Source organism: Larkinella rosea (genome assembly GCF_003858635.1).
Taxonomy (GTDB): domain Bacteria; phylum Bacteroidota; class Bacteroidia; order Cytophagales; family Spirosomataceae; genus Larkinella; species Larkinella rosea.
The window spans coordinates 621,557-646,797 of the sequence record NZ_RQJO01000007.1; the positions used below are offsets into that span (position 1 = coordinate 621,557).

Genomic DNA, 25,241 nt, shown 5'->3' on the forward strand with positions numbered 1-25,241 from the left:
CGACGCGCTGCAAAAATACATTGTCAGGCGGCATCATTTTGTTCGAGTATTTCTTTAGCCGCCCGAATGCCCTGGTAAAATGCTTCTTCAAAAATCGAAATACCGCTGAGGTCGGAATGGGCAAAAAAGAGCTTGCCGTTGATTGGCTGAGCGGCTTTCCGACGCGACTCGCCCCAGATAAAACCGGGTGCAGGTACAATCATGCCGTGTCCCCAAATCCAGCAATCGACGGCGTGAATGTAGGGCATTACGCCCGGATGAGCCGTTTCCAGCTCGGTCAGTAGCTGCTGAACCCAGGTTTCGTAGGCCGTCTCGTACGCTTTTTGCCGGGCCGTCGCGGGCGGTCCCTGAACGAGCGGCCAGTAAACCGTGATCACTTTCTGAGGCTCCGCAATATTTAAATGCTGGTGAGTAGCGGTAACGTAACCGACCGACGGGCTTCCGTAAATAACATTATCCCAGCACAACGGCAAACCGCGTCCCTGCGGTAAACCACTGACGGTCAGATTCGCTACGAGCCAGGGTGAATACTGAAAATCGGCTGAAACCCGATTTTTAAGCAGATTCTGGGTAATGAACTGGGGAGTGGCCAGCAGAACCTTCCGGGCTTGAATCGAAACCGTTTCCTTATTCAGGACATCATAACACAAAACCTGAACCCCGCGCTCGTTTTCCTGAACCGAAAAGACCAGCCTATTTGAATGAACGGGTGATTGTGCCTGCTGTTCCAACTGCCTGACCAGAAAGTTGTTGCCTTCGGGCCAGGTCAGCACCGCGTTCGGTTCGGCATTGGCCGCAACGCCTTTTCGGGAGGCAAAATAATGCAGTCCCGCCCAGGCCGAGGTATTCTCCAGCGTGCTGCCGTAATCATCCTTGCAGCCGTATTCCAGAAACCAACGCAAATACGTTGAGGTAAATTGCTGCTCGTTCAGGTAGGTTTCAAAGGAAACCGCATCCCACTTTCGGTAGTTCTCGTCGGTTGAGGAGTTGCCGAGTGGGATGGCAAATGCATCTTTGCCGTCACTCCCTCTGGCATGTTTCAGTTGTTCGATCAGTTTGAAAAACCGGGTGATTTGCTGTTTGTCGGCTTCCGGGACACCTACTTCAGGCACCAGACCCGCCTGCCAGTGGCCGTTGATAAAAAGCCGTTCTTCGGGATCGTGGCATAGGTAGTACTCATTGTAAATCGGCAAACCGGCCGGATCAAAACCGGTAATGGCATGGCATTCTTTCAGAAAATCAAGCAGTTCCCGATTACGCAGGTCTGGAATGGGCAGGTAATGCGCGCCCCAGGGATAGGCCGAAATCGCATTCTGACCACTGACGGAGTTGCCGCCGGTCTGATTGTCCATTTCGACCAGCAAAACATCGCGCAACCCGTGTTGCCACAACCACCGCCGGGCCGACAACCCGGCGATTCCACCTCCCACAATCAGGACTTCCGTTTCCAGCGATCGGCTCGGTAAAGGCAGTTTTTCGGGATTTCGCAGCAAATGCCCGGTCTGGTGATTGGCACCGGCCATGCCACCTTGAATGTGGTTATGGGAATTTATTGAATGGCAGGCGTTTAAGCCAGTTGAGGTGGCCAGCAAGGCGGTAAATCCCAAACCGGCGGCCTGTTCGAGAAACTGCCGGCGTCCGGGTGATTCCGGCGAATCAGTGGGCGTAGGGGGTCCAGTCATCTTCGAAATAATGCACCAGCACCTGGTTGTTGAGTTTGTTGATTTCGGTCGGAACCTCGGCCATGTCGGGCGGAAAATTCAGCATGTCGTGAATTGTTTTCGACGTAATAAACCGCAGACCGGGCGGCAACGGCCCGTCGCCCCGCCAGTGGCGGTTGCGCAAAAGCATCACGTACCCCCATTCGCCAAACGAGGGGATATAGGCGTGGTACGGAATGGTTTGAAAACCGCAAGCTGCAATGGTGTTTCGAATGCACCAGAATGATTGCCGGGCAATGTAGGGCGAGGTCGATTGCACCACCGCCAGCCCCCCGGTTTTTAGCAGGCGGTTTAACTCCTGATAAAACGAGGTACTGTATAATTTGCCGATGGAATAATTCGATGGGTCGGGAAAGTCCACCACGATCAAATCATACTGACTGGTGTCCTGACGGACAAAATTGTAGGCATCGGTATTGATTATCTGTACGTTAGGCGACAGTAACGAGCGGTGATTGAGCTTCAGCAGCAGTTCATTTTCCCGAAAAAGCGTGGTCATACCCGGGTCGAGATCAACCAGCGTGACCGACTGAACGGTTTTGTACTTCAGGATTTCACGAACCGCCAAACCGTCGCCACCGCCCAGAACGAGCACCCGGTTTGCGTTGGGAAGCGCCTGCATCGCGGGGTGGACGAGGGCTTCGTGGTAGCGGTATTCGTCGGCCGAACTAAACTGAAGGTTGCCGTTCAGGAACAACCGAAACTCGCGGTTGCTGGCCGTCAGAACAATTCGCTGGTACGACGTACTTTTGCTATAAATCACCTTGTCCTGAAACGTCAGGTTTTCGGTGTAAGTCATGATTTGTTCCGCGTAAACAAAACCGCCGATGAGGAGAACGGAAGAAAGGAGAATGGCGGTGAGGAGCGAACGTCGATACGGTTTTGTCTCGGGAAATTGATGGAGCAGAAAACCGGCCACGCCGATGTTCATCAGTCCGAAAAACAATGACGTTCGGATGAGTCCCAGATACGGAACCAGCACCAGCGGAAAGATCAGCGAAGCCAGCAGGGCGCCAATGTAATCGAAGGTAAAAACTCTGGAAACCAGATCTTTAAAGCTGAGCTGGTTTTCAAGAATCCGCATCAGCAACGGGATTTCGAGCCCGACTAGAATCCCGGTCAAACTCACTAACGTATAGAGAATGAGCCGGAAGGAGGCCGCGTATTCGAACAGCGCGAAAAGGAGGGGAGCACTGCAGCCACCTACGATTCCGACCAGAATTTCGATGCGGATAAACCACTTCAGCAGGTTTCCGTCGAGGTATTTGGACAGCCATGAACCGATTCCCATCGAAAATAAATAGACCCCGATGATGGTCGAAAACTGCGTAACCGAATCGCCCAGAAGGTAACTGGCCAGCGTTCCGGCCACCAGCTCATAGATGAGTCCGCAGGTGGCAATGACAAAAACCGACAACAGCAACAGCAGATGCCGGTGCCGATTCTGCGCTTTACTCATGTATGGCCGAACTGATGATGATGGACACCGCAATCATGAAAGCGGCCGCCAGAATGGAAAGCGCGACGTTTTCCTCATCGACGATTTTTTTCCAGAGGTTTTCGGGGGCAATTTTTTCGATGATTACGAAGCTGATGACCAGAATCAGAATGCCAACGAGCGAATAAACGACGGAAGGAACGATGTACTTCAAGGTAGACAAGTCCATGTGAAAAGGGGTTATTTGTGGTAAAAACCGGTCCGATGGCCACTGCGCCGGCCCGAGCCATGTTGATAAGAGTTATTATCCATTTTTTCGACGCTTTCCAGATCGTCGCCCAGCAGCCGGGTTCCGTACATTCCCGCCCAGGCAAACCCCGCCGTCAACAAACCGCCCGCCAGAACAACGTATTTGATTTTCAGGAGTTTTTCGAGCATAGTTGGGTTTTCAGTTTTCGGTTTCCAGTATTCGGTTTATGGTTTTCAGTTTACGGTGGGTTTCTATTTCGGGCCTGATGCTAGCCTCTGGCACGCGTCAGCCACCGTAAACTGAAAACCGTAAACCGAATACCAATCTAAGGTCCAAAATCACTTTCTTCCCAGCGTTTGTGTTCAAATACATTTTGCTGGATAAACAGGACGATTGGGTAAATGGCAATGAGGATCAGCATCAGAAACAGATTGGAATACAGAATGGGGTTCTGCACAACGGTGACATGAACTGAAAACCGGTTTTTGCCTTCGGAATTGGGGTACAAATTGAGGTGGTATTGACCGGACGGAATGTGTGACAGGATAGCCTCGTCCTTCTGCGCGCCCTCTTCCCAACTTTCCCCGCTGTCGATGCCGTGGTAATATTCCACCGTTCGTGTAAACTCGTACGATTGCCCGGAAGTCTCGTTGATCAGGCTGATCGGTACTTCCACCCAATTGTTATCGACGTTGGCTTTCAATTTAATCGCCATCGCCGATGGCCCGGCAAAGGCAAATGAAGACGTCACGATGGGCTGGTTCGAGCCTGGCAGCGTTGAATCCGAATTCCAGGAATACGATTGATCGAAAAGGGTTTTTTGCGGTTTTATAATGTAAAAAAGCACTTGAATCACGACGACCAGCAACGCCAGGCGGGTAGCCAGCCACGTGACGGTCGGGCGTTTCTGACCCGCGGAAGACGGTTGAATGGCACCGATACCCAGCGGTTTTGGCAGGGGAGATGGCAATCCGAAGGCGGTCGTGATTTCCTGGGGAGTTTTGTAAACCGCTTTATACCACTCGGTTCCCTGGAGGCCCACTTCGCGACTCAGCAAATAAGGCGGATGAATGTATTCGGAAATATTCAGTTTCGAATCTTCCAGGACATCCCAATAAAACTCCCCAACGGCGTTCAGCACCCGGCAGTTATACCGGTTATAAAGGGTATATTCACGATCTTCGTCCGTAACGTTCTTGCCTTTTTCCTCCTGGTAATTTCCTTCCGCCGGTCGCATGACCATCCAGTGGCCGTTGAATTCAGACAATACCTGATAACCGCTTTCTTTGGTCATCAGGACATACTCCAGCCAGGGATCGGCGTATTTTTCTTCCCGTTTTTTGATGATTCCCGTCACCCGAACCCATTTTCCGTCAATGTAACCCTCCGAACCAACTGCCAAAGGGGTCGGTTCCAGCCGGGTTGGAAACGTTGTTTTTCGATCAATGGGGCCGGTATCACCATAGTAGAAGTAAGTCTGACATTGGGCGCAGCCGAAATAACTACTCTCCGTTAGGTCGTATCCCGGAATGGGCGTGTTGCAAACCGGACAGTCGAACGATGTGGGGGCGGAAGACTCGTTGAAGGGCATGGCTTGGTACAATCAGCGGGTTATTTCCTGTTCATGAATGACCGAGGTTACCTCAAACAAACGCAATGATTCTTCATAAAACCGGCGGACTTTCAGGGTGTTATCGTGTTGGAAATTAGACAGGAAAACGTCAAATGTCGCCAAACCACTTTCGGGCCAGGTGTGAATCGACACGTGGGATTCGGTGAGGCAGAGCACCGCCGTAAAACCGTGGTTTGGAAAGGAATGATAGACTTCTCCAACCTTCGAAAGCCCCAGTTCCTGAATCAGCCGGTCAAAACCCGAACGGCACCGCTCAATGTCCGTCAACGCGGTCATTGGGGCTTCAAACGTTGCGAGTATGTGCAGGCCGGGGCGGTAGGAGGTCATGGCCCGCAAGATAGGATTTCGTCAGTTATTTTTGGGAAAATTTTGCGCTAAAAATCCAGCATCAGCTTTCAACCAGCCTTTCCGGGCCAATTGGCGCTCGTTTTCGGCTGTGACTTTGTCACCTTTCAGGTCGGCAATCCGGGCAAGGACGAAATGCGTACCGGGATAATACGGGTCATGTTCAGCCAAAACCTTGGTGGATTCCTCCGCGAACTCGGTCAGTTTCAACTGCGTAGCCACTTGTGCAATCATTTCCAGTTGAAACAACGCTTCGATCCACGGATCCGGACCGGTTTGGTCGCGGGCGCTGGCCTGGAACTTGCGAATGTCGGCCAGGCCTTTTTCACGCGCTGCAGGATCATGCAGTCCAATCAAACTGGCTAAAAATTTCGGATGCGGATCGAGCCAGGCATTCAGCCAGTCGGTTTGGGCTTCTTTTTTGGCTTCCACCAGTTCGGTTTGAGCGGTTTTCAACGAAGCCTTCGCCTGATCGAGCTGGTTCTTTTTCAGCGCAATCATGCCCAGCAAATAATGACCGATCACGCGCTCACCAGGGGTTTTGCCTTTTGTCATTTCGACGGCGATTGGGGCGGCCTCGGCATCCCGGTTTTGCGTAATCAGCAAAGTCGGATAACCCATTTTATTGTAGAACGTCCGCTCCAGATTGATGGGGCGTTTGATCTCAAACCGCTCTTTTACCAATTTTTCGGCCTCCTGAATCCGGCCCTGGTACTGGTAGCAAAGCGCCAGCAACGAAATGTTGTGAATGTGGTGCCAGTCGTACATCGGATCGTATTTTTCGCTCGTATACAAACCACGTTCGATGGCGTCCGTCTGTTTCATTTCCGCAATGGCATTGTCGACATCACCGGTTTTCATCAAATCGTGCGCATACATGTGCAGTGCGTGGGCCAGATTTGGTGCCAACCGCGCGTAGGCTTTGCCGTGTTTCAACGCTTCGGTGTAATCGCCCATTCCCTCATACGCGTGAATCAGGTAATGATGAGCCGCCGGGTGTTCGGGTGCAAACTGGAGAATTTTTTCGTAAATGGCGATGCTGCCGGTCGACGACCCCTGCCCACGACCGGTGGCGAATTTTTCGTACGAGTTGCCGGACAACAGCCACAACTCCGGGTCAGTCGGAAATTTCTTGACGATCCCGTTTACTTTCGTCCGGTAGTCGTTCAATAGTTTCTGGTTGCTGAGCGAATCGACGGCTTTCAGTTGGGCAAACCGCAATTCGATGTGGCCTTTTTCCCGATCTGATGCATACTTTGAAAACGATCTGGCGGTTTCGGCAGCTTTTAAAGCGGCTTTATTATCTTCCAGTTGAATATACAGGCGGCTCAATCCGACATGTGCCATCACGAATGTCGAGTCCAGTTTGATCGCTTCGTGAAAGGAGCGGGCGGCTTCAACCAGCGCATAGCCGTGTAAATAGGCCATTCCCTGTTCGAAATAAGCCTGTGCTTTCGGGCTTTTGGTAGAGGTTGGCGTCGGGTATTGCCCGACATTCGGGCGCAGGGCAACGGATTGTTGCAGCAGTGAATACGGTATGCCACCAATGTGAGACATGCCGCAAATGGGCGCATAAGGAACCTCAATATGAGCGAGTTCTGGCTCAGGTTGAAGTTGCTTTTTCGTTGATACGAATTCACCGACCAGCAAAGCTGCCAGTAGTATGGGAAGAAAAGAGTAGGTATAAAGCCGTTTCATAGCACATACCTTCGGGCAAAATAGAACCGACCGCAGGTACGTAAATATAAGAATTTCTGAATGAATCGATTAACCGTTCCCTAAATGGGTTGGATGAAAGAAAGGATTCCAATTCCACAACTTTTACCTGCGTGGCTTGTTTAGTACAGAAAACCACAACTTGTATGGAAAAGATGTTTGTTGTTCGAGCCGTAGGAACGGATGAATTAGGCGTTGAAACCCCCACTACGATTCCGATGAAACTGGCCGCAAAGCCCGAAGTTGAAACCATTGAACACGACCTGGATGCACAATACCCACACCTGAAACACCGGGTGGTCGAAATCGAAGAGTTAAAAACACCCGGCCAGGTCGAAGACTGGCAACATTCGTACCTGGGCTCGGTGTTCGGTTCGGAACACCAGGTGAATGAGAATGAGGAAAAGGTAGATTAGGAAAATAGGTATACGGTTCTCGGTATTCCGTTTACGGTGGCTGTCGCGTTCTATTTCAAGTTGTAATCTAAACGCGTCAGCCACCGTAAACGGAATACCGAAAGCCGTACATCATCCATCACTGCAATAACAACTCCCGACCTTTTTCCAACGCCCGGTCAAGGCCGCTGGCGTCGGTGCCGCCTGCCGTGGCAAAGAAAGGTTGCCCACCACCGCCACCACGGATTTCCTTCGCCAGTTCTTTCACCAGATTTCCCGCATGTAAATTTTTATCTTTGATCAATGCTTCGGGGAGCATCACCGCCAGTTGCGGTTTTCCGTTGATGTCGGAACCGAGTACCAGCGCGAGATTATCGACTTTTGCTTTCAGATCGTACGCCAGTTGTTTCAACGCATCCGCCGAAGGAACTTCCACGCGCTCGACCAGCACCGAGTGGCCGTTGCTGGCCTGCACTTTGGTCAGCAAACCGGTTTTCACCTGCTGCAATTTCTCCGACTCCAGCGCATCGATTTTTTTCTGCAACTGCTGACGTTCGTCGATCAAACTTTGAACGGCTTTCAGAACGTCTTTCGGCGCTTTCAGCAATTCTTTCAATTGGTCCAGTGTGGCCTGCTGTTCGTTCAGGAGAGAAAGGGCTTTCTCGGCCGTAACGGCTTCGATCCGGCGAATTCCGGTCGAAACCGAGCCTTCGGATGTGAACTTGAAAAGCCCGATTTGTCCCGTTGCCGGAACGTGAGTTCCTCCGCAAAGCTCGACCGAATAGTTCGGATCGAAGGTAATGACACGGACAAAATCGCCGTATTTTTCACCGAACAACGCCATCGCCCCCAGGCTCCGGGCCTCGTCGATCGGGACATTCCGGCGTTCGTTCAGGGGGATGTTTTCGCGGATTTTTTCGTTGACAATCTGCTCAACCTTAGCGAGTTCGGCATCCGTAACTTTAGTAAAGTGTGAGAAGTCAAACCGCAGGGCGTCGGGCCCAACGTAGGAGCCTTTTTGTCCGACATGCTTGCCTAACACCTCGCGCAAAGCTGCGTGTAATAAGTGGGTTGCAGAGTGGTTGTCTTCGATGGCGATTCGACGCGCCGTATCGATTTTTGCCAAAACCGGTGCATGACCGTCCAACAGCTCTTCCAGATTCTTATCGTTGGAAATATGGATGATCAGGTCGTTTTCTTTTTTGGTATCGGCAATGCGAATTACGGTGGTTTTGTCGCCCGACTGCAATTCCAGAACTCCGGTGTCGCCAATCTGACCGCCGGATTCGGCGTAGAACGGCGTCCGATCCAGCACAATCTGGTACTGCGTTCCCTGCTTATTCTGGACTTTCCGGTATTTGGCAATCCGGGCTTCCGCTTCGGTCTGATCGTAACCTAAAAACTCGACGCCGTCGATGTCGTGCAGTTCCGTCCAGTCGCCGGTGGCCGACGACGCATCTTTTCGCGACCGTTCTTTTTGCAGTTGTAACGATTTCTGAAAACCGCTCTCATCGATCGAAAAGCCCTTTTCCCGGGCAATTAACGCTGTTAGATCGACCGGGAAACCGAAGGTGTCGTTCAATTCGAACACGGTTTCGCCGTCAATGACTTTCCCGCCCGACTTCTCTAAATCGCCGGTGATTTTATCCAGCAGCTTCAGGCCGTTTTCGAGCGTCCGCAGAAAAGCCGCTTCCTCTTCCCGAATCACCGTCGCCACAAAATCGCGCTGGGCGTTCAATTCCGGAAAAACGTCGGCAAACTGCATTGCCAGCGTGGGCACGAGTTTGGTCAGGAACGGTTCGGTAAAACCCAGGTACGAATACCCGTAGCGAACGGCCCGGCGCAGAATCCGACGAATGACGTAACCAGCCCGCGCATTCGACGGTACCAGGCCATCGGCAATGGCGAACGAAACCGCCCGAATGTGGTCGGCGATCACCCGCATGGCCACATCCGGATACTCGCGCTGCGAACCGGTGTAGGTGATGCCCGACAATTCTTCAATAACTTTAATTGTATGCGTAAAAACGTCGGTGTCGTAGTTCGACATTTTGCTCTGAATCGCCATGCAAAGCCGCTCGAAACCCATGCCGGTATCGACGTGCCGGGCGGGCAGCGGGTCCAGGGAGCCGTCGGCTTTCCGGTTGAACTGCATGAAAACCAGGTTCCAGATTTCGACCACCTGCGGGTGATCGGCGTTCACGAGTTCCTTACCCGATTTCAGATCGACCTCCGACTGCGGCCGTAAATCGACGTGAATTTCGGAGCAGGGACCACACGGACCCGTATCGCCCATTTCCCAGAAATTATCTTTTTTATTGCCGAGAATAATCCGGTCTTCGCCAACAATCGGTTTCCACAAATCCCAGGCTTCCTGATCGAAGGGGACATTATCTTTGGTATCGCCCTCAAAAACAGATACATACAGCCGGTCTTTCGGTAGTTTATAGACGTCCGTCAGCAACTCCCACGCCCAGGTAATGGCTTCTTTTTTGAAATAATCACCAAATGACCAGTTGCCGAGCATCTCGAACATGGTGTGGTGGTAGGTATCGAAACCGACATCTTCGAGGTCGTTGTGCTTTCCCGAAACGCGCAAACATTTTTGCGTATCCGCAACCCGTTTGGCGGGCGGTGTTCCATTGCCCAGAAAAAAATCTTTAAATTGAGCCATCCCCGAATTGTTGAACATCAGCGTGGGGTCGTTTTTGGCAACCAATGGCGCTGACTGAACAATCAGGTGGTTTTTACTGCGGAAAAAATCTAAAAAATGCTGGCGAATTTCACTTGAGGTCATGTTGCTTTCTGTTTGACGTTTCGATGTTGAAGCGAAATGCAAGCCATTTGGCCATCCTAAACGTCCCATTTTTTTGCAAATTTAAGCTATTTTCGCCGGTTACATTCTATTCACTCAGTTACTAATTCGTTCAATTGCGAGGAATAAACTATGGAGGAGTTAACCAAACGCTATTATGGCATTCGGGAAGTGGCCGATATGCTGGGGGTGAATATTTCCAAATTGCGGTTTTACGAAAAAGAATTTCCGACGCTCAAACCCCGAAAAAACCGCGCCGGTGACCGGATTTATACCAAAGACGACATCGAACACCTGCGGGGAATCCTGGAATTGGTCGAGGAAAAAAAACTGACACTTGAAGGCGCCCGCCAGCATTTAAAGAGCAGTACTTCCCGGCAGAATGAGATCAAACAGATGATCAATCGCTTGCAGGAAATCCGGAAATTTCTGGTAGCAACGCGGGATCAGCTGGAGGCATAAAAACGGCACTGTTTATATTCGGCGGGCGCGGTATTTGTAATAATCCCACGTTTTTCGGACCCCGGCGTAAACGCCATTGCTAACGGGAAATAAACCGCCCTGATCGGATGCGGCCGCAACGGTCAGGAGCAGACCGGTTTGATTCAGCGGCAAACCAAATTGCAGCAGCGATGAGAACTGCTCAACGGTCGTGGAAAACGGCATTTCGTAGGTGCCGTAATTCTGGCTGTAGGATACTTTCACCTGAAAGGTGCAATTCCGGGCGAATCCACCTTGCAATCCGGTGTGGAAAGCACGGACCCGGTTGTTGACAAAAAAACCGTATCGAGGGAGTTCCGGCCGGGTATCATCCATCGGCGTAATGAACGGCGTGCCAATGGTATTCCCGAAATACGACCAGCCGTTCCGGTATTGACTGTGATTGAAATAATTATCCCGGCCCCGCAGCTTATTCTGCGCTTCAAATTGGCGACCTCCCTGGCTTTTGGTGTAAAGTAACTCCGCTACGGCGCCGGTGATTCGAAAACCGGACGAAGCCGGGTTCCGATTTCGGAAACGGATGCCATGGAGACCATCTTCGAGGTTGGTGCCGTAATACAGGGAGCCGTCTTCGTATATATTCTGTCGGTAGAGCAGGATGGACAGGTTTCGGGTACTGATTTCCACGCCTATATCAATGCTGCCCAGGTGATTGCCTACCCGGTTTTCCCGGTCAAATCGGCTGTAATACGTTGTATCGATGGAACGATTATAGCCCAGGCTACTCCCCGTGACCAGGTACGTATAAGCCTGAAAACTGGCGGGTAATCGATTATTTTTGATCAGTCCGTCCGAAAGTTCGCCGGTGGTGCCACCCCATTCTACCTGATGGTTAAAACCTCCGTAGAGTTTGACGGGCCAGTTTGGTTTGCCGATTCGGACATACAGCGCCTTCTGGTGCAGGTAGGCATGTTGAATAATTCCCCGGTTGTCGAACCAGCCGTGTGCATAAAATCCGGTGACCGACACGAGGCCGTGTGTAAACGGTATTGGCGTGTAACGGGAAAGGCCAATTTGAATTTTAGGGATCGGCAGCGCATTGCCAGACCAACTGTAGGAGCCCGAACTGAGTGTTGAGTCCACCAGACCGATCACTTCCCGCCGTCGGCCAACGACCAGTTCAAAGGCCCCCGCCCGGCCTTTTGCATAGAGTTCCGGCGCAATCAGGACGGTTTTTCCTCCCAGAGCGGTATTGCCAACGAGTTCTGCGCCGTAGCCAAAACCAAAACGATCGTGCCGTTTGGTCGGGACGCGATCGTCCACGGGAGTAAAACGAAAATCCCGGTGAAGCCCGGTCCGGAAGGTAGCCAGGGGCAGGGTCGTCGGCACGATACCGTACTGATTCGATCGCAGCCAGAATGGCGTTTGTTTGGCGGTTCCGTAAAAACCGCCGATCTCGGCAAAAAGTTGGACCGACTTTATTTCGATCCGGTTCTGACAAATTCCAATGATAGGACAGAGAAAAAGTAGAAATATTCTCATTTAGACCGGATTGGAAAAAATGAGCTACCCAAATAATACATTACATAAAAACCGATACCGGCCGATCCGAGGGTAATGAAGCTTTCACGCGTTAATTCATACGCCATGTAGCCGCTGCCGAAGGCCAGAAAACCGCTGGCCAGTACAAGGGAGAAAAAAGCGCACCAATAACGGAATGTGCGGTTGGCAAAATTTACTTTGGGCATTGTGACGTCGGTTAAGAAAGATTGAACAGCCACTATTTGGATCGATGACCAGGCTGGCCATTCGTCCCAAAAGGCAAAACAGGATCGCGAAAATTCAGCTTTGACCTACCCCGAAATGGGTTTTGAAAATAGCCGTACTGGCCTCCTCTGCGCAACTGCTGTTTAGTTATTCATTCTTAACTTTCGGTTACAAAATATGTTTAGGCAAATCGCATAAATTGAGTAATTTATAAGCAGTCTATCTGTAAAATAACTATGAATTTTTCTTCGCATGTGTGATCAGGTGTCTTATAACTAGGCCTAATTATCAGAATGAGCTTGCTATTGGTAATTATTGTCAATTGAGCTTCTTTTTTCTGGTAAATGCCTTATAAAGTCAAATTGAGTATTTCTTACCTATTGGAAATGGTAAAAAATAACCGCCTGGTTGGAGGAGAAAGACTAGAATTACCGATTCGCGCTAGAGAAAGGAACCGGCGAATCGGAATCTGACAATGCTTTCATGAAAGCGATTAAGGCGGTTTTTTCCCGGGGAGATAAATTTAATTTTTCGGCTGGGAGGGTTTGCTGATCGAGTTGAATTCCCAGGCCTTTGCCACCGCCTTCGTTGTAGAAATCGATTACCTCTTCCAGCGTTTGGAATGCGCCGTTGTGCATGTACGGAGCGGTTTTCGCAATGTTCCGAACGGTTGGCGTTTTGAAGGCATATTTCAGCTGTGCAAGTGCAAAGAGGGAATATCGGCCCAAATCCGGATCGATCTGCTTGCGATTTGGCTTGATCGGTACGCCGATAACTTCTGATTCGGTTTGGGTGAAAACCGGTGGAACCGTTCCGTTAAACAACGGCAGAAAGTGGCAGGTGCCGCATTTGGCTTTTCCCATGAACAAATTAAAACCGGCGATTTCCTCGGTCGTTAAAACCGGTTTTCCCGTCGAATCCCCTTCATTCCGCATGAATCGGTCAAACCGGGAATTCAGGCTGATCAATGATCGTTCGTAGGCTGCCAGCGCATTCTGGATATGAATGGGCTCGATTCGGTTAGAGAAATTTGGAAAAGCCTTTTTAAATGCTTCGAGGTACCTTTTATTTTTCTGCAAAAGCAAAGCCGCCCGTTCGAGTGAACCGTGCATCTCGTCTTTGTTGTGAATCACATCCGAGGACTGGTTTTCCAGCGTTTCCGAGCGTAAATCATAGAACTGAGCACTTTGCAAACTTACATTCAGCAAAGTTGGTGTGTTTCGCCGAATGAAATTCCGGCCATTTAGCGTGGCGTTTTTGGACAAACCGTCGGTGAAGGCCCGATCGGGCTGGTGGCAACTGGCACACGACCGTTTGCCGCCAGCCGGATTATCGCCCGCAGACAAAATGGGATCAGAAAATAACTTTTTACCCAGCAAAACCTTTATCGGATTGGAGCGAAGGCTGGTGTTTGGGGTGTAGAAATCCGGATTAAATGCGTTGCGATCGAATAGCGTTTTGGCATCCGTCCGCAACGCACGAACTTCGTTAAACGGCTGAATGCGAATTTGTTGCTGATAGGCCAACAGCTGCGACGACAGCGGATTGGCAAATGCGGAAATGAAATACGCCCGGTCGAATGCGTTAAAATCGCTTTGTGTGGTCAGGTAGTTTTCAGACTGCTGAAATAACCGGTCTAATGCTGCAAAACCTTCGGTTTTTGAACTTCCGTAGAATGAAAGGTACGTTCGAAGGGTTGATAGCGAAACCGCAGCTTCGGGAATGGCAGTCTGGCAATTGGGCGTGTCGAAACCGCTGATTCCGAGGGTAATGATTCGAAAAATCTGTAACCTGAGCGCATCAAAAACATGTGCGTTGGTCAATTCGGTATCCTGCCAGAAATCGGTATACCGGAGCAATTCCCGTTGCAGTTTTTTAATTTCCCGCACCAAATCCGAACGTCGCGCCGGGTCGAATGCCGGATAAACCAGTTCTTCAATCACCTGCAAACCGCCCGGTTCGAAAACCGCTCCGTCTTCGGCTTCCACTTCGGGCAGCGCCGGACCATTCACCAGACGGGTTGTCGCCGGAAAATAATAAGCCGCGAACGGTTCCAGCTTTTTATACGCTTGCCGGCACGCCAGAAAGGCGGTTTTCAACGAATCCGGCGAATTGCTTTTTTCGGCAAACGGTAAAAACCGCTCGCGAATCAACGAATTAAAGGCAGCTAAATCATTCGAAAACTGACGTTTAACGCGCTGAACGGCGGTTTTGGCGTTAGAAGATGGCGAATGCCATTGCCTAAGTACAACAACAAAAAAGGCAGTTGCTCCCAGGAATAGAAGCAGCACATTTCGGGATTTCAGGTTATTTCGGAACACCACGCACAATGACAATCTGACCGCCTTCGCCCATGTTTCCAATTGCTGGATCGTAAATATTGACGTCTTTGGTTACCGCACTGCCGTCGGCGTTGATGAACTTGGTATCGCGCCAGGTGTGGGATTGCAGATTGATCAAAAACGTATTGGGAACGCCCACCAGATCCGAAATGTCGGTCATTGCGCCGTATTCCCAGGTGCTGATGCCCTGATGCCCGATGAGGTTGTATTTTTTCTGAAACTCGGGATCGTTGCGGTGGTGATCCATTTCCAGAAACGGCTTCAACTGTTTGGTGGCAATTCCGTATTGCCAGATGCGTCCGTCGTGATCCGGAACCGAAATCGGCGCGTCGCCGTCTTCTCCAATATACACGTAATTCTCGGTCACACAGATGTTATCCGGATTGACAAGGCTCTTGCCGGGATTGGAATAGCCTTCGGCGACAAACGACAATTTGCCTTTCAACGGATTCGCGGCATCCAGCTCCAGCCGGTATACACGGCCCCATTGCACGCGATCGCTGGCGAACGAACCGGTCACGGCAAAATACAATTCCCGTCCGTTGGCCGCGCTGCCTTTCCGATAATCGATGTCCTCGACGCGGGCAAACTGAATCGCGTTTTTCTCCAGTTGCTGCGCGGCAATCTGGGCTCCCGTAGCGGTTTTTGCGTTCTCAATCTCCACAAATTCGACGTCATAACTCTGGTCGGCTTTGATGTTTAGCTCGACCGGGTCGCTGTTGGTTCGGCGCAGGGCGTACAATTTCCCGTTTTGCAGGTCGCCAACGGTATTGGAAACATACATGGTTACCTGGCCATTTCCTTCGTCTTCTGTCAACAGAATGACGGTTTTATTCAGGTAGGAATCTTTCGGTAGCGGGAGCGCATTCTCGAACGAGGCTTTTCCGAGCGCGGGCAACGTCCGGTTTCCGTTCTTTTTGTCGGCTGCCCCCAACGGATCGATTGCGTGAACCCGGCCTTCCGCATCACTTTCACCCGCTGTCAGAAAAACCGGCCCAAAACCGTGTTCGGCCGGTGTGGCCAGCGTTGCAGAACATAACCGCCAGATGCCACCTTCGGCGTCGACAATGTACTCGCCCTTGACCGGTTTGAAGGTTTTATCGAGGTAAATTCGGGAGATGGAGCGAATGATTTCGTGGTTGGTGATCAACACATAACCGTCGCCTGTCGGATTTTTCAATAGGGCCGCTCCGTCGGGCTGTCCGGCCATGACAAAATTCGGCGACTGTTCCAGTTTGTCTTCACTGCTTACCAGCGGAAAGATTTCAAGGCCTTCAAAACCGGCCAGCTTTTTCACCAACGGTGGAGTGATCGAATGGGTTTTCAGAACTACATCGGTTTGGGTCGTTACCGTACTTCCTCCTTTTTTTTCTTTCTTACAACCAGCCAGAATCAGTGCTGAAAGAAGCAGGATTTTTGGATTCAAATTGAAAGGAGTGGAAAGCATCGACATCAATAAGGGCTATTTAACAAAGATATTAATTTTTATTTTGCTTCTCAGCGTTACTCCGACGATCTGCTTACGTCTTGATAGAAACCTCCCCGCAGCCTGTGATTCACTCTGAATTATTCTATCAGTCAGCCTTAACCTCGGTTCCCGGCGTTGGCGACGTTTTGATCCGTCAATTGATCAGTTATTGTGGCTCGGCTTCCGACGTCTTCCGGTCGTCTCTGTCAAAATTACTAAAAACGCCGGGCGTAGGCGAAGTGACGGCCCGCGCTATTTTAAACCCGGACGTGTTGCTGGAAGCCGAAAAAACGCAGCGGCAGTGTGAAAAACTGGGCGTCCGGCAATTCTTTTATACGGAGAAAAATTATCCGGCGCGGTTGAAATCCTTTTATGACTCGCCCGCGATGCTCTATTTTCAGGGTGGTGCCGATTTGAATGCGGTTCGCACCATCGGCATTGTCGGAACCCGGCAGGCGACGGATTATGGACGTCGGATTACCGAAGAGATTATTCAGGCTTTGCAACCATATCACCCATTGATCATCAGCGGTTTGGCGTATGGGATCGACATTGCGGCTCACCGGGCCAGTTTAGCGAACAGCCTGCCGACGATTGGCGTAATGGCAAGCGGAGTCGATATTGTTTATCCATATGTACACAAAAAAACAGCGCAGGAAATGCTGCTGCTCGGGGGACTGCTAACCGAAAACCGCCCAGGCATCAAGCCGGATGCCCGCCTGTTTCCGGCCCGAAACCGGATCATTGCCGGATTGAGCGATGTGATTGTCGTGGTGGAAGCGGCTGCAAAAGGAGGGGCATTGATTACGGCGGAATATGCGAACAATTACCACCGCGAAGTTTTTGCCGTTCCGGGCCATCTGAACCAGACCTTTTCGCAGGGCTGCAACAAACTGATTCGGGACAACAAAGCCCAGATTTATACGAAGCCCGAAGATTTGATCGAATCGTTGAACTGGGATCAGCCGTTGGGCGAACCCACGTTGGTTGATAAAACCGCCCGGGCGCTGGAATTTACTGAAGAGGAAAGCCAGATTCTGGCGCTGTTTCGGCAGCAACCGGAATGGCACGTCGACGAGATCAGTTGGCGAACGCAGATTCATGTCGGCAAACTGGCGTCACTGCTGCTGAATCTGGAATTTAAAGGCGTCGTTCGGACCTTGCCGGGCAAAAAAATTCAACTGAATTAACGTACCCACGACTTCAGTCCGTGACATCCTTGTCAAATAGTACCATTTTTACTAAGGAGGATCTCACGGACTAAAGTCCGTGGGTACGTTAATTAGAAGCCTAATCCAATGGCGAAACCGCGAACCGTGGTCGTGAATTTGCCCAGATCGGTGAGCGCGCCATTGTTCAGGTTTACTTCGTATAGATTGGTTGAACCACCGGCGGTGAGGAGGGCAAACGCTTTGTTACTGCGTCCGCCAATGTCGAATCCGTTGGTGCCGGTTACATCGATGCTGAGGGGCCGGCCACCGACAACCAGACCATCATTTGGTGGAGCCTGCGTATATAAACGGTTATCCACATCATCAATGTCATAGAGCACCGTCGTGGTTGCTCCCGCGAAATTATTGGAGTAAGCAGCCGCACGAACCGAAGGTTTATCGACGGCAGTTGGTCCGAAATTGAGCGGTTTGTCGACCGCAACCGCCCCCGAAACCGGGTCGATCCGAAGGTTCTGACCTGAATTACTGATGACCCGAATCCGGTCGACGGTTGGGTTAAAGTCAAATCCATAATCACTGCCGGTCAGCTCGGGTGTAAATGGTCCCGAACCCACCTGCGTCAATTGCGCATTCATGGTTCCGGCCGGGTAGCTGATCGCGTAAATGCGGCTGGAGTTCCCCAGGGCGTACAATTGACCCGTTGCCGGACGCATGTCGATTCCCCGAATGGTTTCGCCCGGTTGCAGCCCGACGATGTTTCGCTGGGTTGGAATACCTAAATCATACGGGTTAAAAATGAGCAGGTCGTTGCCGCTCACCGCGTAGGCAACGGCATCGGTTGGAATTGCCAGCCCAATGATGGTTTTTGAGCCAAGATCACCCAGCTTTTGTATCGCTCCTTTGGTCAGATCCACCTTGCCCAATTCCGATTTACCACCGATCTGGTACGCGAGCAGAGCGTGGCTGTTGTCGGAAGAAATGTCAAAACCGGCGCTGCCCGTGATGTCTTTCTCCAGCGAACCCACATTCACCAGCGTGCCATTGTTGGGCGGGTTCTGGATATACAATCGATCCGATTCGGGGTCGATGTCGTACAAGGTTGTGCTGCTGGCAATGCCCCGGCTGTTGGTGTACGCAACGGCCGAAATTTTCGGACTGGTTCCACCGTTGATGTTGCCATCCTGGCCACCGGTTTGCAGCAGTCCGGTGTTGGGATTAAGCCGCAGATTTTGACCGGTATTCGTCACCACGCGAATCAGGTCGACGGTTGGGTTAAAGTCAAAACCGGCCACATCGCCCGCTAAAGCAGGAGCAAACGGGTCAGTGCTCAACGCGCGGGCTTTCCCCGATTCCTGATCGATTACATACACGCGGCTGCTGCTACCCAAACCGTACAACTGTCCGGTTGCTGGCCGGAAGTCGATGGCCAGGATTTTTTCGCCACCTTGCAAACCGGTAATTTCGCGGTCGGAGAGGTTGGCCGCCGGATTCGAGATGCCCTTTTTGTTCAGGTGGTTGTCGCTCGTTAGTACGAAAAACTGGAGTTCTGCGGCTTCGCGTGCGCCACTGAATTTAGGCACATCCGGACTCAACGATTTTTCGGAGTCCGTACAGGCGTTCAGGCCGACCAATAGCGCAATCATTCCTGCACCCGCAATTCGGCGAAGTTGAAAAGTACTCATCTTTCAAATTTGTTTAGAATGGTTAACTGTAGATAGGATTATTGACAGTCATACGAATGAGGAGCCGCTTTTGGATTGGCGGGGATTGAAAATATTAGGATGTGGTTCTGGAAGATTGATATTGCTGATTGATAATGAGGTGATTATGTAGCCAGAAGACCGCAAAAGATAATATAGGTATGAAACCGGAAAATAAGGCTACCAGCTCTTTTTAACAGACAGAAAAGCGCCGGTTTGGGCAGGATATAAGGCACCGTGGTCGAGGGCCAGGCTGGCCGATAAAACCGTGTGCGCCAAACGGGGTAGGGGAATCTGAGCAGAAAATGAGGCTGAAAATTGCTCAAAACGGGGATAATAGGGCTGAATATAGGTGCCGTAATTGCGACTGTACGATGCCCGGGCATTGAGCTGAACCCGGTACAGAATTCCTTCCAGACCTAAATACCAGACATTGACCCGGTTATTCGGGAAAAAACCGCCCCCGGTCAGTTTCTGTACGCTGGCTGTATAATCGGCGCGGGGAGCAATGAAGGGCGTACCGATGGTTCGGCCGCGATACGACCAGCCTTCGCGGTATTGCCCGTGATTGAAGTAGTTGTCGGCGCCCTGATATTGAGCAGTCTGGTCGAAAACCGGTCCGCTCTGGTTGGTCATCGATAGCCATTCCACCACGGCGCCATTCCAGCGAAACCGGGGATTGGGATCGGCTTCCCGGTTGCGAACGCGCAGTCCCCACAAACCATCGGGGAAGTTGAGGTGGACGATTCCGCTGACGTCTTCGTAAAAATGCTGGTAATACAGCAGGGTATTCAAGCGGGACGTAGTCCATTCAACGGCGTAATCGATGGAGCCAATGTGATTGCCAATGCGGTTTTCGCCGTCAAAACCGGTTTGGTTACTGCTCGATTTTGGATAAAGACCAAAAATCAACGACAGATAATCCTGGAACGAAGAAGGTAATTGGCCGTTGACGGCGACCGGGCTGCCAATCAGGTAATCGGCGTGACCACCCCACTGCACCTGGTGGTTCATTCCGGCGTAGAGTTTCACTTTCCAGTGCGGTTTTCCGAAACGACCATAGAGGTATTTCTGATGGAAAAACGCGCCCTTGATGTATGGCGCATTGAACCAGCCGTGGGCGTAACCCAGCCGAAAAGCCAGGATTTTTTTAAGGAAATTGAGCGGGACAAAATCCGGGGTGTGCAGTTGAATTTTCGGGAAGGGCATTGAATTACCCGACCAGGTCACGAAACCGGAGGTCAATGTCGTGTCGCCAATGCCGTACACCTCCCGGTGACGGCCACCCCAGAGTTCGAACTGCCCGAACCGCACTTTAGCAAACCATTCCGGCGCCAAAAACTGAGTGGTTTTGCCCACATTTACGACGCCGTAGCCCCCAAATCCCCAATCAAACCGTCTCCGTTTGAGCGAATCAGAATCGGCATGGTAATCACGCTGCACACTTCCGCGCAGGGTTCCGAACGGCCCCTGCAAGGGAACAATGCCGTATTGATTGGTTCGGAGCCAGAAAGGCAGCTGGCTCGTGGAAGCACCCATGACGCCGAGCTCCAGCCCGGAATGAACCGGACTTATGCCCCGATCGGATTGCGCCCAAACGGAGGTCGTCAGCAGGCAACTGACCGCCCAAGTGATTAGCCGTCTCATCGGCTATCAGGCTAATTGTTCCATTCCGCCGGATTTTGTCGCCAGGCGGCTAATGATTCCGTGGCATCTGCGGCAATGTAATTCAATTCACGGGCTTCACCGACCAGCGTTTCGTAGTCGCTCAAACAGACTAATTTGACGTTTTTATCCGCAAAATTTTGCCCGGCGATCGGAAAACCGTAGGTGAAAATAGCTCCCATTCCGAGTACGTCGGCTCCGGCCTGACGCAACACATCGACCACTTTGAGCGAACTGCCGCCGGTCGAAATCAGATCTTCGATGACCACCACGCGCTGGCCTTCTTCCAATCGTCCTTCAATCTGGTTGCCCATCCCGTGCTTTTTTGGCTCCGGCCGAACGTAGAGAAACGGCAGATTGAGCACATCGGCTACCAGCGCACCCTGGGCGATTCCGGCCGTTGCTACGCCCGCAATGGCCTGAACATCCGGGAATTCCCGTTGAATGGCGGCCGCTAATTCATTCCGGATATACGTCCGGGCTTCGGGGTACGAAAGAGCGATTCGGTTATCGCAATAAATCGGTGATTTCCAACCAGAACTCCACGTAAAAGGCTCTTCGGGCCGTAACCGAACTGCTTTCACTTCCAATAACAATTGGGCAATTTTTGCTGCACTCATGGGACTTAAATTGATAAATGACCATTGACCATCGACGATTGACCATTGACAGTGGACGATGGTCAATCATCATGCTACTCTTCCGTTCGCTTCGTTACCAGAATCTTGTCGATGCGGCTTTTGTCCATGTCGATGATTTCGAACTGATAATCCTGCCAGTTGAATGTTTCGCCGGTTTTTGGTATATCCTGGATAATCTGCAGGGCAAAACCGCCTAAGGTATCAAAACCGGTCAATTCGCGCCGGTTCTGGATGATGATGTTAAAGTAATCCAGAAAATCGTCGAATGGAATCTGGGCGTCGACGAGAAAACTGCCGTCACCCCGGTCTACAATTTCAAACTCGAATTCGTTGGTGTCGGAAATATCGCCCACCAGTGCATCCACGATGTCGTTGAGTGTCACCATTCCTAAAACGCCCCCGTATTCATCAACGATAATTCCAACGTATTGCCGCCGTTCCCGAAACCGTTCCAGCACCTGATAGGCCATGTTACTTTCCGGGATATACAGGATGTCGCGCTTCAGTTCTTCCAGCCGGGTCAGTTGGTCGTCCAGGTCTTTGCCCAGAAAATCTTTACTGTGAATCAGCCCGATCATCTCATCGACTCCACCTTGGCAGAGCGGATAATGCGAATGCCGGTGTTCGATAATATACTGGCGGTTTTCTTCGACGGTGGCTTCCAGGTCCAGGAAAACCATTTCCTGCCGGTTGGTCATCAGGGAGGTAATCCGGCGATCGCCGAGTTGAAAAACGTTCTGCACAATTTCCTGTTCGATCTCCTCAATGACCCCGCCCGACGTTCCTTCCTGAATCAGGCTCTTTATTTCTTCCTCCGTAACGGCGCTGGCATTCGGTTTGATGTTCAGTATTTTGATGATGAGATCGCTGGAAAAGGCGAGGAGGCTGATGAACGGCGCCGTAATTTTGGAGAGCATATTCATCGGCCCGGCCATAAATTTGGCAATGCCTTCGGGGTTCGACAAACCGATTCGTTTCGGAACCAGTTCGCCCAGTACCAGCGACAGGTAGGTGATTAGGATAACCGTCAGCGTTACGGCAATACTGTTGGCATAAGGTTGCAGAAGCGGAAACTTGGAAACAAAAGCCGAAATCTGGTCGGTGAGGCTGTCGCCACTGAAAATACCGGTCAGGATGCCAATCAGCGTAATTCCAATTTGAACGGTTGCCAGAAAGCGGTTTGGCGATTCGGCCAGTTTAAGGGCTTCTTCGGCCCGGCGGTCGCCGTTGCGGGCGTCGGTTTCGAGTCGGGCTTTGCGGGAGGACACGAGTGCGATCTCCGATAAGGAAAAAACACCGTTCAGAATGACTAAAAAGAGAATTATTGCAAGTTCCACACGGGGGAAAGTTGGCGTTTTGCAAAAATAGTGGTTTTAGTTTCTCTTCAAAGATGAATGGTTTATCTAAATTTGTTTTCTGATTCACGGTTTTCGGTACGTCGACGATTCGACGGTCTATTCATCCAGCAGTCCAACTACACGCATGACCATTTTTATTGATGACCGGCCTATTCATTTGAAGAGTTCCAAAAAGGCCGAAAAGTTGCAGAATGCTGCCCTGGCGAATCACGTGGACTACGACCGGATTATTGACGCCCGACTCGATGGCCTGAAGCTGGGCATGCTAAAGGGGCATTTACTGGTGCTCAATGCCACGCCGATGACGATCGAAAAACTGGTCAATTTACTCAACAACTACGAGATGAGCGATCTAAACTCCGTCACACTGGTTGCCGCCGATAAAAAAGCCGTTGAAGAAAAGTTTAAAAGTCTGTTCCGGATCGTTAAAGCTGCGGGGGGCGTGGTGTTCAAGGCGGATAAAATGCTGTTGATGTTCCGTCGGGGCAAGTGGGATCTGCCAAAAGGGAAACTGGACGCCGACGAATCATCGCGGGTGGCGGCCCTCCGGGAGGTTCAGGAAGAAACCGGGGTGGTAGCTGCGCTCGAAAACCGCATCTGTACTACCTGGCACACCTACACGCTCAACGGAAACCGCATCCTGAAACGGACGAAATGGTATCAGATGAGCTGCATCGACGACTCCCGCATGCAACCTCAGGTCGACGAAGACATCGAGCGGCTGGAATGGATGGATCAAAAGAAAACCGCTATCGCGTTAACCAATTCCTTCAGTTCCATCCGCTATGTGATTGATACGGTGAAGGAGAATGTAAATAATTAATTACCAATGAAAAATGAACAATTAACAATGAATTCTGCGATTGCAATTTCATTATTAATTGTTCATTTTTCATTGGTAATTAACTGATAAGGCAAAAACTCGTCGATTGTTTTACCATAGCGGTGGAGTTCCCGGATGATGCTCGAACTGATGGGAGCGAGGTGGGGTGAGGTGATCAGAAAGACGGTTTCGACGTCTTCGTACACATAGCGGTTGACCTGAGAAATGCTGTTCTCATACTCGAAATCTGTCGTGTTTCGCAACCCACGCAGTAAAAACCGGGCGCCCAAACTGCGGGCTACATTCGCCGTCAGGTCGTCGTAAGTGACTACTTTTACCGCCGGATACTCCGCAAAAGTAGACTCGATCAGGCCGGACATTACCTCCAGCGGAAAATACCGTTGCTTGGAGGTGTTGCGGCCAATACCGATAATAATCTCATCGAACAATTTGAGTCCGCGTAAAACAATATCCTCATGCCCCTTCGTAAATGGATCGAAGGAGCCGGGAAAAAGCGCAATTCGTTGCATAGCAGGTTAGGACAGGAAGGGGAGAAAGGTTGCTTCGTCAATCGATTAAGGTGTTTCCGTACAAACTGAAATAGCGGTGTTCCGGCAAATCATCAAATGCGGGCGTTACCTGCACGCCGGACGGTGTCGATCCGAATTTGATATGGGGCAGAAACGATTCTAAGGACGCATACATCTCGGCAAACGGCGTAATCTCACCGAATAAAACGACTTCCAGATCCTTCGGTTCGGTTTTTAATTCATTGATCACGTACAGGATATAATACAGCAGGTCCGTTGCGTTCTTAAAGCTAAACCGGTTGCAGTATTGGAACACCCCGGCTTTTCGGAAAATGATCGTAACCGATTCATCTTCAAAGTTTAACGATAGTTTTTGGGAGGAGTTCAACACCGAATCGACGGAGGCCGTTGCCTGAATCAGGGCGCTGGACTGATGAACAACCGTGATTTGCTGGAGTGGATAGGTCGCCGAGAGCCAGTCGGTCAACGCATTATCGATGCTAAAAACGGCATGAAACCCTTCCTTTTTATGGGCATAAACCAGCGCGTGTTCCGACAACGACAGCGGATTTCCCCGCATCAACTGCAAGTATTGGGCGGCATATTCCTTGCGGAACAACCCCGAAGGAACCAGTGTAAATGACGGCGAATTAACCGACACCTGAATGCTTTTCCAGTAAGACGACTGAAGAATCGGGTGATTCTGGTAAATGGATCGGATGGATGGTAAAAGCGGGTTTTCGGTCAATAACGTGGGAAACGTGTAATCTTCGAGCCAGATGCACTGGTGGTTATCGGGCTCGATTACGCAAAACCGAAAACGTTCTTTCCCCATTTCCAGACAAAGCTGGTGGGAGTCGGTCATCGAAACATCAAAAGAATCTTCCCGAATGGCAACGGTTGGGGTCACAGTAGCAATGGTGTCGATACGCACAAATAATTCGTTTAGGATTGTGTACGGTAGGAAGTTATATGTTTCCAATTTTCGGTAACATATATTACTGTTAAAAGTACAAAAATA

The 25,241-nt window shown here is 50.9% G+C and carries 22 protein-coding genes; 4 read left to right on the forward strand and 18 right to left on the reverse strand.

Going from position 1 to position 25,241, the window contains the following annotated elements:
- Positions 1-23: 23 nt before the first annotated feature.
- The 7 genes from EHT25_RS02840 to EHT25_RS02870 all read right to left on the reverse strand — a co-directional run bounded on the left by EHT25_RS02840 (position 24) and on the right by EHT25_RS02870 (position 7,085).
- A complete protein-coding gene (locus tag EHT25_RS02840) occupies positions 24-1,682 on the reverse strand; it encodes an FAD-dependent oxidoreductase (RefSeq protein WP_124870357.1) in 1,659 nt (552 codons plus the stop codon).
- Positions 1,657-3,180: a polyamine aminopropyltransferase gene (locus EHT25_RS02845; RefSeq protein WP_124870360.1), complete on the reverse strand. Its 1,524-nt coding sequence runs from the start codon at positions 3,178-3,180 to the stop codon at positions 1,657-1,659. Before EHT25_RS02845 ends, EHT25_RS02840 begins: the two co-directional genes overlap by 26 nt.
- The gene (locus tag EHT25_RS02850; RefSeq protein WP_124870363.1) at positions 3,173-3,388 is read right to left on the reverse strand and encodes a DUF350 domain-containing protein; all 216 of its coding nucleotides are present in this window, start codon (positions 3,386-3,388) and stop codon (positions 3,173-3,175) included. The genes EHT25_RS02845 and EHT25_RS02850 overlap by 8 nt, the downstream gene beginning before the upstream one ends.
- A gap of 11 nt (positions 3,389-3,399) precedes the next feature.
- Positions 3,400-3,597, reverse strand: a complete 198-nt coding sequence (locus EHT25_RS02855) for a hypothetical protein (protein ID WP_124870366.1) — start codon at positions 3,595-3,597, stop codon at positions 3,400-3,402.
- 137 nt (positions 3,598-3,734) lie between these two features.
- Positions 3,735-5,000: a DUF4178 domain-containing protein gene (locus EHT25_RS02860; protein WP_124870369.1), complete on the reverse strand. Its 1,266-nt coding sequence runs from the start codon at positions 4,998-5,000 to the stop codon at positions 3,735-3,737.
- Positions 5,001-5,012: 12 nt separating this feature from the next.
- The gene (locus tag EHT25_RS02865; protein ID WP_124870372.1) at positions 5,013-5,369 is read right to left on the reverse strand and encodes an S-adenosylmethionine decarboxylase family protein; all 357 of its coding nucleotides are present in this window, start codon (positions 5,367-5,369) and stop codon (positions 5,013-5,015) included.
- Positions 5,370-5,390: 21 nt separating this feature from the next.
- Positions 5,391-7,085 carry a tetratricopeptide repeat protein gene (locus tag EHT25_RS02870; protein WP_124870375.1) on the reverse strand — a complete coding sequence of 565 codons (1,695 nt, stop codon included), beginning with the start codon at positions 7,083-7,085 and terminating at the stop codon, positions 5,391-5,393.
- Between the two features lie 164 nt (positions 7,086-7,249).
- Here EHT25_RS02870 and EHT25_RS02875 point away from each other — a divergent pair, with 164 nt between their 5' ends.
- Positions 7,250-7,519, forward strand: coding sequence for a hypothetical protein (locus EHT25_RS02875; RefSeq protein WP_124870378.1), 270 nt, complete (start codon positions 7,250-7,252; stop codon positions 7,517-7,519).
- Between the two features lie 118 nt (positions 7,520-7,637).
- On the opposite strand, the gene alaS is transcribed toward EHT25_RS02875, so the two are convergent.
- Positions 7,638-10,295, reverse strand: coding sequence for an alanine--tRNA ligase (gene alaS / locus EHT25_RS02880; protein WP_124870381.1), 2,658 nt, complete (start codon positions 10,293-10,295; stop codon positions 7,638-7,640).
- A 150-nt stretch (positions 10,296-10,445) separates the two neighbouring features.
- Between alaS and EHT25_RS02885 the strand changes: the two genes are divergently transcribed.
- Entirely contained in the window at positions 10,446-10,775 is a 330-nt protein-coding gene (locus tag EHT25_RS02885) for a MerR family transcriptional regulator (RefSeq protein WP_124870384.1), read from the forward strand.
- A gap of 12 nt (positions 10,776-10,787) precedes the next feature.
- Here the strand turns inward: EHT25_RS02885 and EHT25_RS02890 are convergent, their stop codons facing one another.
- The 4 genes from EHT25_RS02890 to EHT25_RS02905 form a co-directional block, all read right to left on the reverse strand.
- The gene (locus tag EHT25_RS02890; protein ID WP_124870386.1) at positions 10,788-12,296 is read right to left on the reverse strand and encodes a capsule assembly Wzi family protein; all 1,509 of its coding nucleotides are present in this window, start codon (positions 12,294-12,296) and stop codon (positions 10,788-10,790) included.
- Positions 12,293-12,502, reverse strand: coding sequence for a hypothetical protein (locus tag EHT25_RS02895; protein ID WP_124870389.1), 210 nt, complete (start codon positions 12,500-12,502; stop codon positions 12,293-12,295). The genes EHT25_RS02890 and EHT25_RS02895 overlap by 4 nt, the downstream gene beginning before the upstream one ends.
- Before the next feature lie 447 nt (positions 12,503-12,949).
- Complete coding sequence (locus tag EHT25_RS02900; RefSeq protein ID WP_185731263.1) at positions 12,950-14,812, reverse strand: cytochrome-c peroxidase; 1,863 nt, start codon at positions 14,810-14,812, stop codon at positions 12,950-12,952.
- A gap of 16 nt (positions 14,813-14,828) precedes the next feature.
- Positions 14,829-16,289: a PhoX family protein gene (locus EHT25_RS02905; protein ID WP_124870395.1), complete on the reverse strand. Its 1,461-nt coding sequence runs from the start codon at positions 16,287-16,289 to the stop codon at positions 14,829-14,831.
- A 128-nt stretch (positions 16,290-16,417) separates the two neighbouring features.
- Between EHT25_RS02905 and dprA the strand changes: the two genes are divergently transcribed.
- Positions 16,418-17,521: a DNA-processing protein DprA gene (dprA, locus tag EHT25_RS02910; RefSeq protein WP_124873463.1), complete on the forward strand. Its 1,104-nt coding sequence runs from the start codon at positions 16,418-16,420 to the stop codon at positions 17,519-17,521.
- 92 nt (positions 17,522-17,613) lie between these two features.
- On the opposite strand, the gene EHT25_RS02915 is transcribed toward dprA, so the two are convergent.
- The 4 genes from EHT25_RS02915 to EHT25_RS02930 all read right to left on the reverse strand — a co-directional run bounded on the left by EHT25_RS02915 (position 17,614) and on the right by EHT25_RS02930 (position 22,846).
- Positions 17,614-19,185: a DUF4394 domain-containing protein gene (locus EHT25_RS02915; RefSeq protein ID WP_124870398.1), complete on the reverse strand. Its 1,572-nt coding sequence runs from the start codon at positions 19,183-19,185 to the stop codon at positions 17,614-17,616.
- A 198-nt stretch (positions 19,186-19,383) separates the two neighbouring features.
- Positions 19,384-20,850, reverse strand: coding sequence for a capsule assembly Wzi family protein (locus EHT25_RS02920; RefSeq protein ID WP_124870401.1), 1,467 nt, complete (start codon positions 20,848-20,850; stop codon positions 19,384-19,386).
- A gap of 11 nt (positions 20,851-20,861) precedes the next feature.
- Positions 20,862-21,488: an orotate phosphoribosyltransferase gene (pyrE, locus tag EHT25_RS02925; RefSeq protein WP_124870404.1), complete on the reverse strand. Its 627-nt coding sequence runs from the start codon at positions 21,486-21,488 to the stop codon at positions 20,862-20,864.
- A 74-nt stretch (positions 21,489-21,562) separates the two neighbouring features.
- Positions 21,563-22,846 (reverse strand): hemolysin family protein, encoded by a 1,284-nt coding sequence (locus EHT25_RS02930; RefSeq protein ID WP_124870407.1) that lies wholly within the window; start codon positions 22,844-22,846, stop codon positions 21,563-21,565.
- Between the two features lie 145 nt (positions 22,847-22,991).
- On the opposite strand from EHT25_RS02930, the gene EHT25_RS02935 reads away from it, so the two are divergent.
- Positions 22,992-23,690 (forward strand): NUDIX hydrolase, encoded by a 699-nt coding sequence (locus EHT25_RS02935; RefSeq protein ID WP_124870410.1) that lies wholly within the window; start codon positions 22,992-22,994, stop codon positions 23,688-23,690.
- Positions 23,691-23,752: 62 nt separating this feature from the next.
- Here the strand turns inward: EHT25_RS02935 and coaD are convergent, their stop codons facing one another.
- The gene (coaD, locus tag EHT25_RS02940; protein ID WP_124870414.1) at positions 23,753-24,220 is read right to left on the reverse strand and encodes a pantetheine-phosphate adenylyltransferase; all 468 of its coding nucleotides are present in this window, start codon (positions 24,218-24,220) and stop codon (positions 23,753-23,755) included.
- 37 nt (positions 24,221-24,257) lie between these two features.
- Positions 24,258-25,154, reverse strand: a complete 897-nt coding sequence (locus tag EHT25_RS02945) for a DUF3822 family protein (protein WP_229311415.1) — start codon at positions 25,152-25,154, stop codon at positions 24,258-24,260.
- Positions 25,155-25,241 lie beyond the last annotated feature (87 nt).

Excerpts from the sequence above, each read along its gene's own strand:
- EHT25_RS02840 (WP_124870357.1), bottom strand. The coding sequence starts at position 1,682 with ATGACTGGACCCCCTACGCCCACTGATTCGCCGGAATCACCCGGACGC.
- EHT25_RS02845 (WP_124870360.1), bottom strand. The coding sequence starts at position 3,180 with ATGAGTAAAGCGCAGAATCGGCACCGGCATCTGCTGTTGCTGTTGTCG.
- EHT25_RS02850 (WP_124870363.1), bottom strand. The coding sequence starts at position 3,388 with ATGGACTTGTCTACCTTGAAGTACATCGTTCCTTCCGTCGTTTATTCG.
- EHT25_RS02855 (WP_124870366.1), bottom strand. The coding sequence starts at position 3,597 with ATGCTCGAAAAACTCCTGAAAATCAAATACGTTGTTCTGGCGGGCGGT.
- EHT25_RS02860 (WP_124870369.1), bottom strand. The coding sequence starts at position 5,000 with ATGCCCTTCAACGAGTCTTCCGCCCCCACATCGTTCGACTGTCCGGTT.
- EHT25_RS02865 (WP_124870372.1), bottom strand. The coding sequence starts at position 5,369 with ATGACCTCCTACCGCCCCGGCCTGCACATACTCGCAACGTTTGAAGCC.
- EHT25_RS02870 (WP_124870375.1), bottom strand. The coding sequence starts at position 7,085 with ATGAAACGGCTTTATACCTACTCTTTTCTTCCCATACTACTGGCAGCT.
- EHT25_RS02875 (WP_124870378.1), top strand. The coding sequence starts at position 7,250 with ATGGAAAAGATGTTTGTTGTTCGAGCCGTAGGAACGGATGAATTAGGC.
- alaS (WP_124870381.1), bottom strand. The coding sequence starts at position 10,295 with ATGACCTCAAGTGAAATTCGCCAGCATTTTTTAGATTTTTTCCGCAGT.
- EHT25_RS02885 (WP_124870384.1), top strand. The coding sequence starts at position 10,446 with ATGGAGGAGTTAACCAAACGCTATTATGGCATTCGGGAAGTGGCCGAT.
- EHT25_RS02890 (WP_124870386.1), bottom strand. The coding sequence starts at position 12,296 with ATGAGAATATTTCTACTTTTTCTCTGTCCTATCATTGGAATTTGTCAG.
- EHT25_RS02895 (WP_124870389.1), bottom strand. The coding sequence starts at position 12,502 with ATGCCCAAAGTAAATTTTGCCAACCGCACATTCCGTTATTGGTGCGCT.
- EHT25_RS02915 (WP_124870398.1), bottom strand. The coding sequence starts at position 19,185 with ATGAGTACTTTTCAACTTCGCCGAATTGCGGGTGCAGGAATGATTGCG.
- EHT25_RS02920 (WP_124870401.1), bottom strand. The coding sequence starts at position 20,850 with ATGAGACGGCTAATCACTTGGGCGGTCAGTTGCCTGCTGACGACCTCC.
- pyrE (WP_124870404.1), bottom strand. The coding sequence starts at position 21,488 with ATGAGTGCAGCAAAAATTGCCCAATTGTTATTGGAAGTGAAAGCAGTT.
- EHT25_RS02935 (WP_124870410.1), top strand. The coding sequence starts at position 22,992 with ATGACCATTTTTATTGATGACCGGCCTATTCATTTGAAGAGTTCCAAA.
- coaD (WP_124870414.1), bottom strand. The coding sequence starts at position 24,220 with ATGCAACGAATTGCGCTTTTTCCCGGCTCCTTCGATCCATTTACGAAG.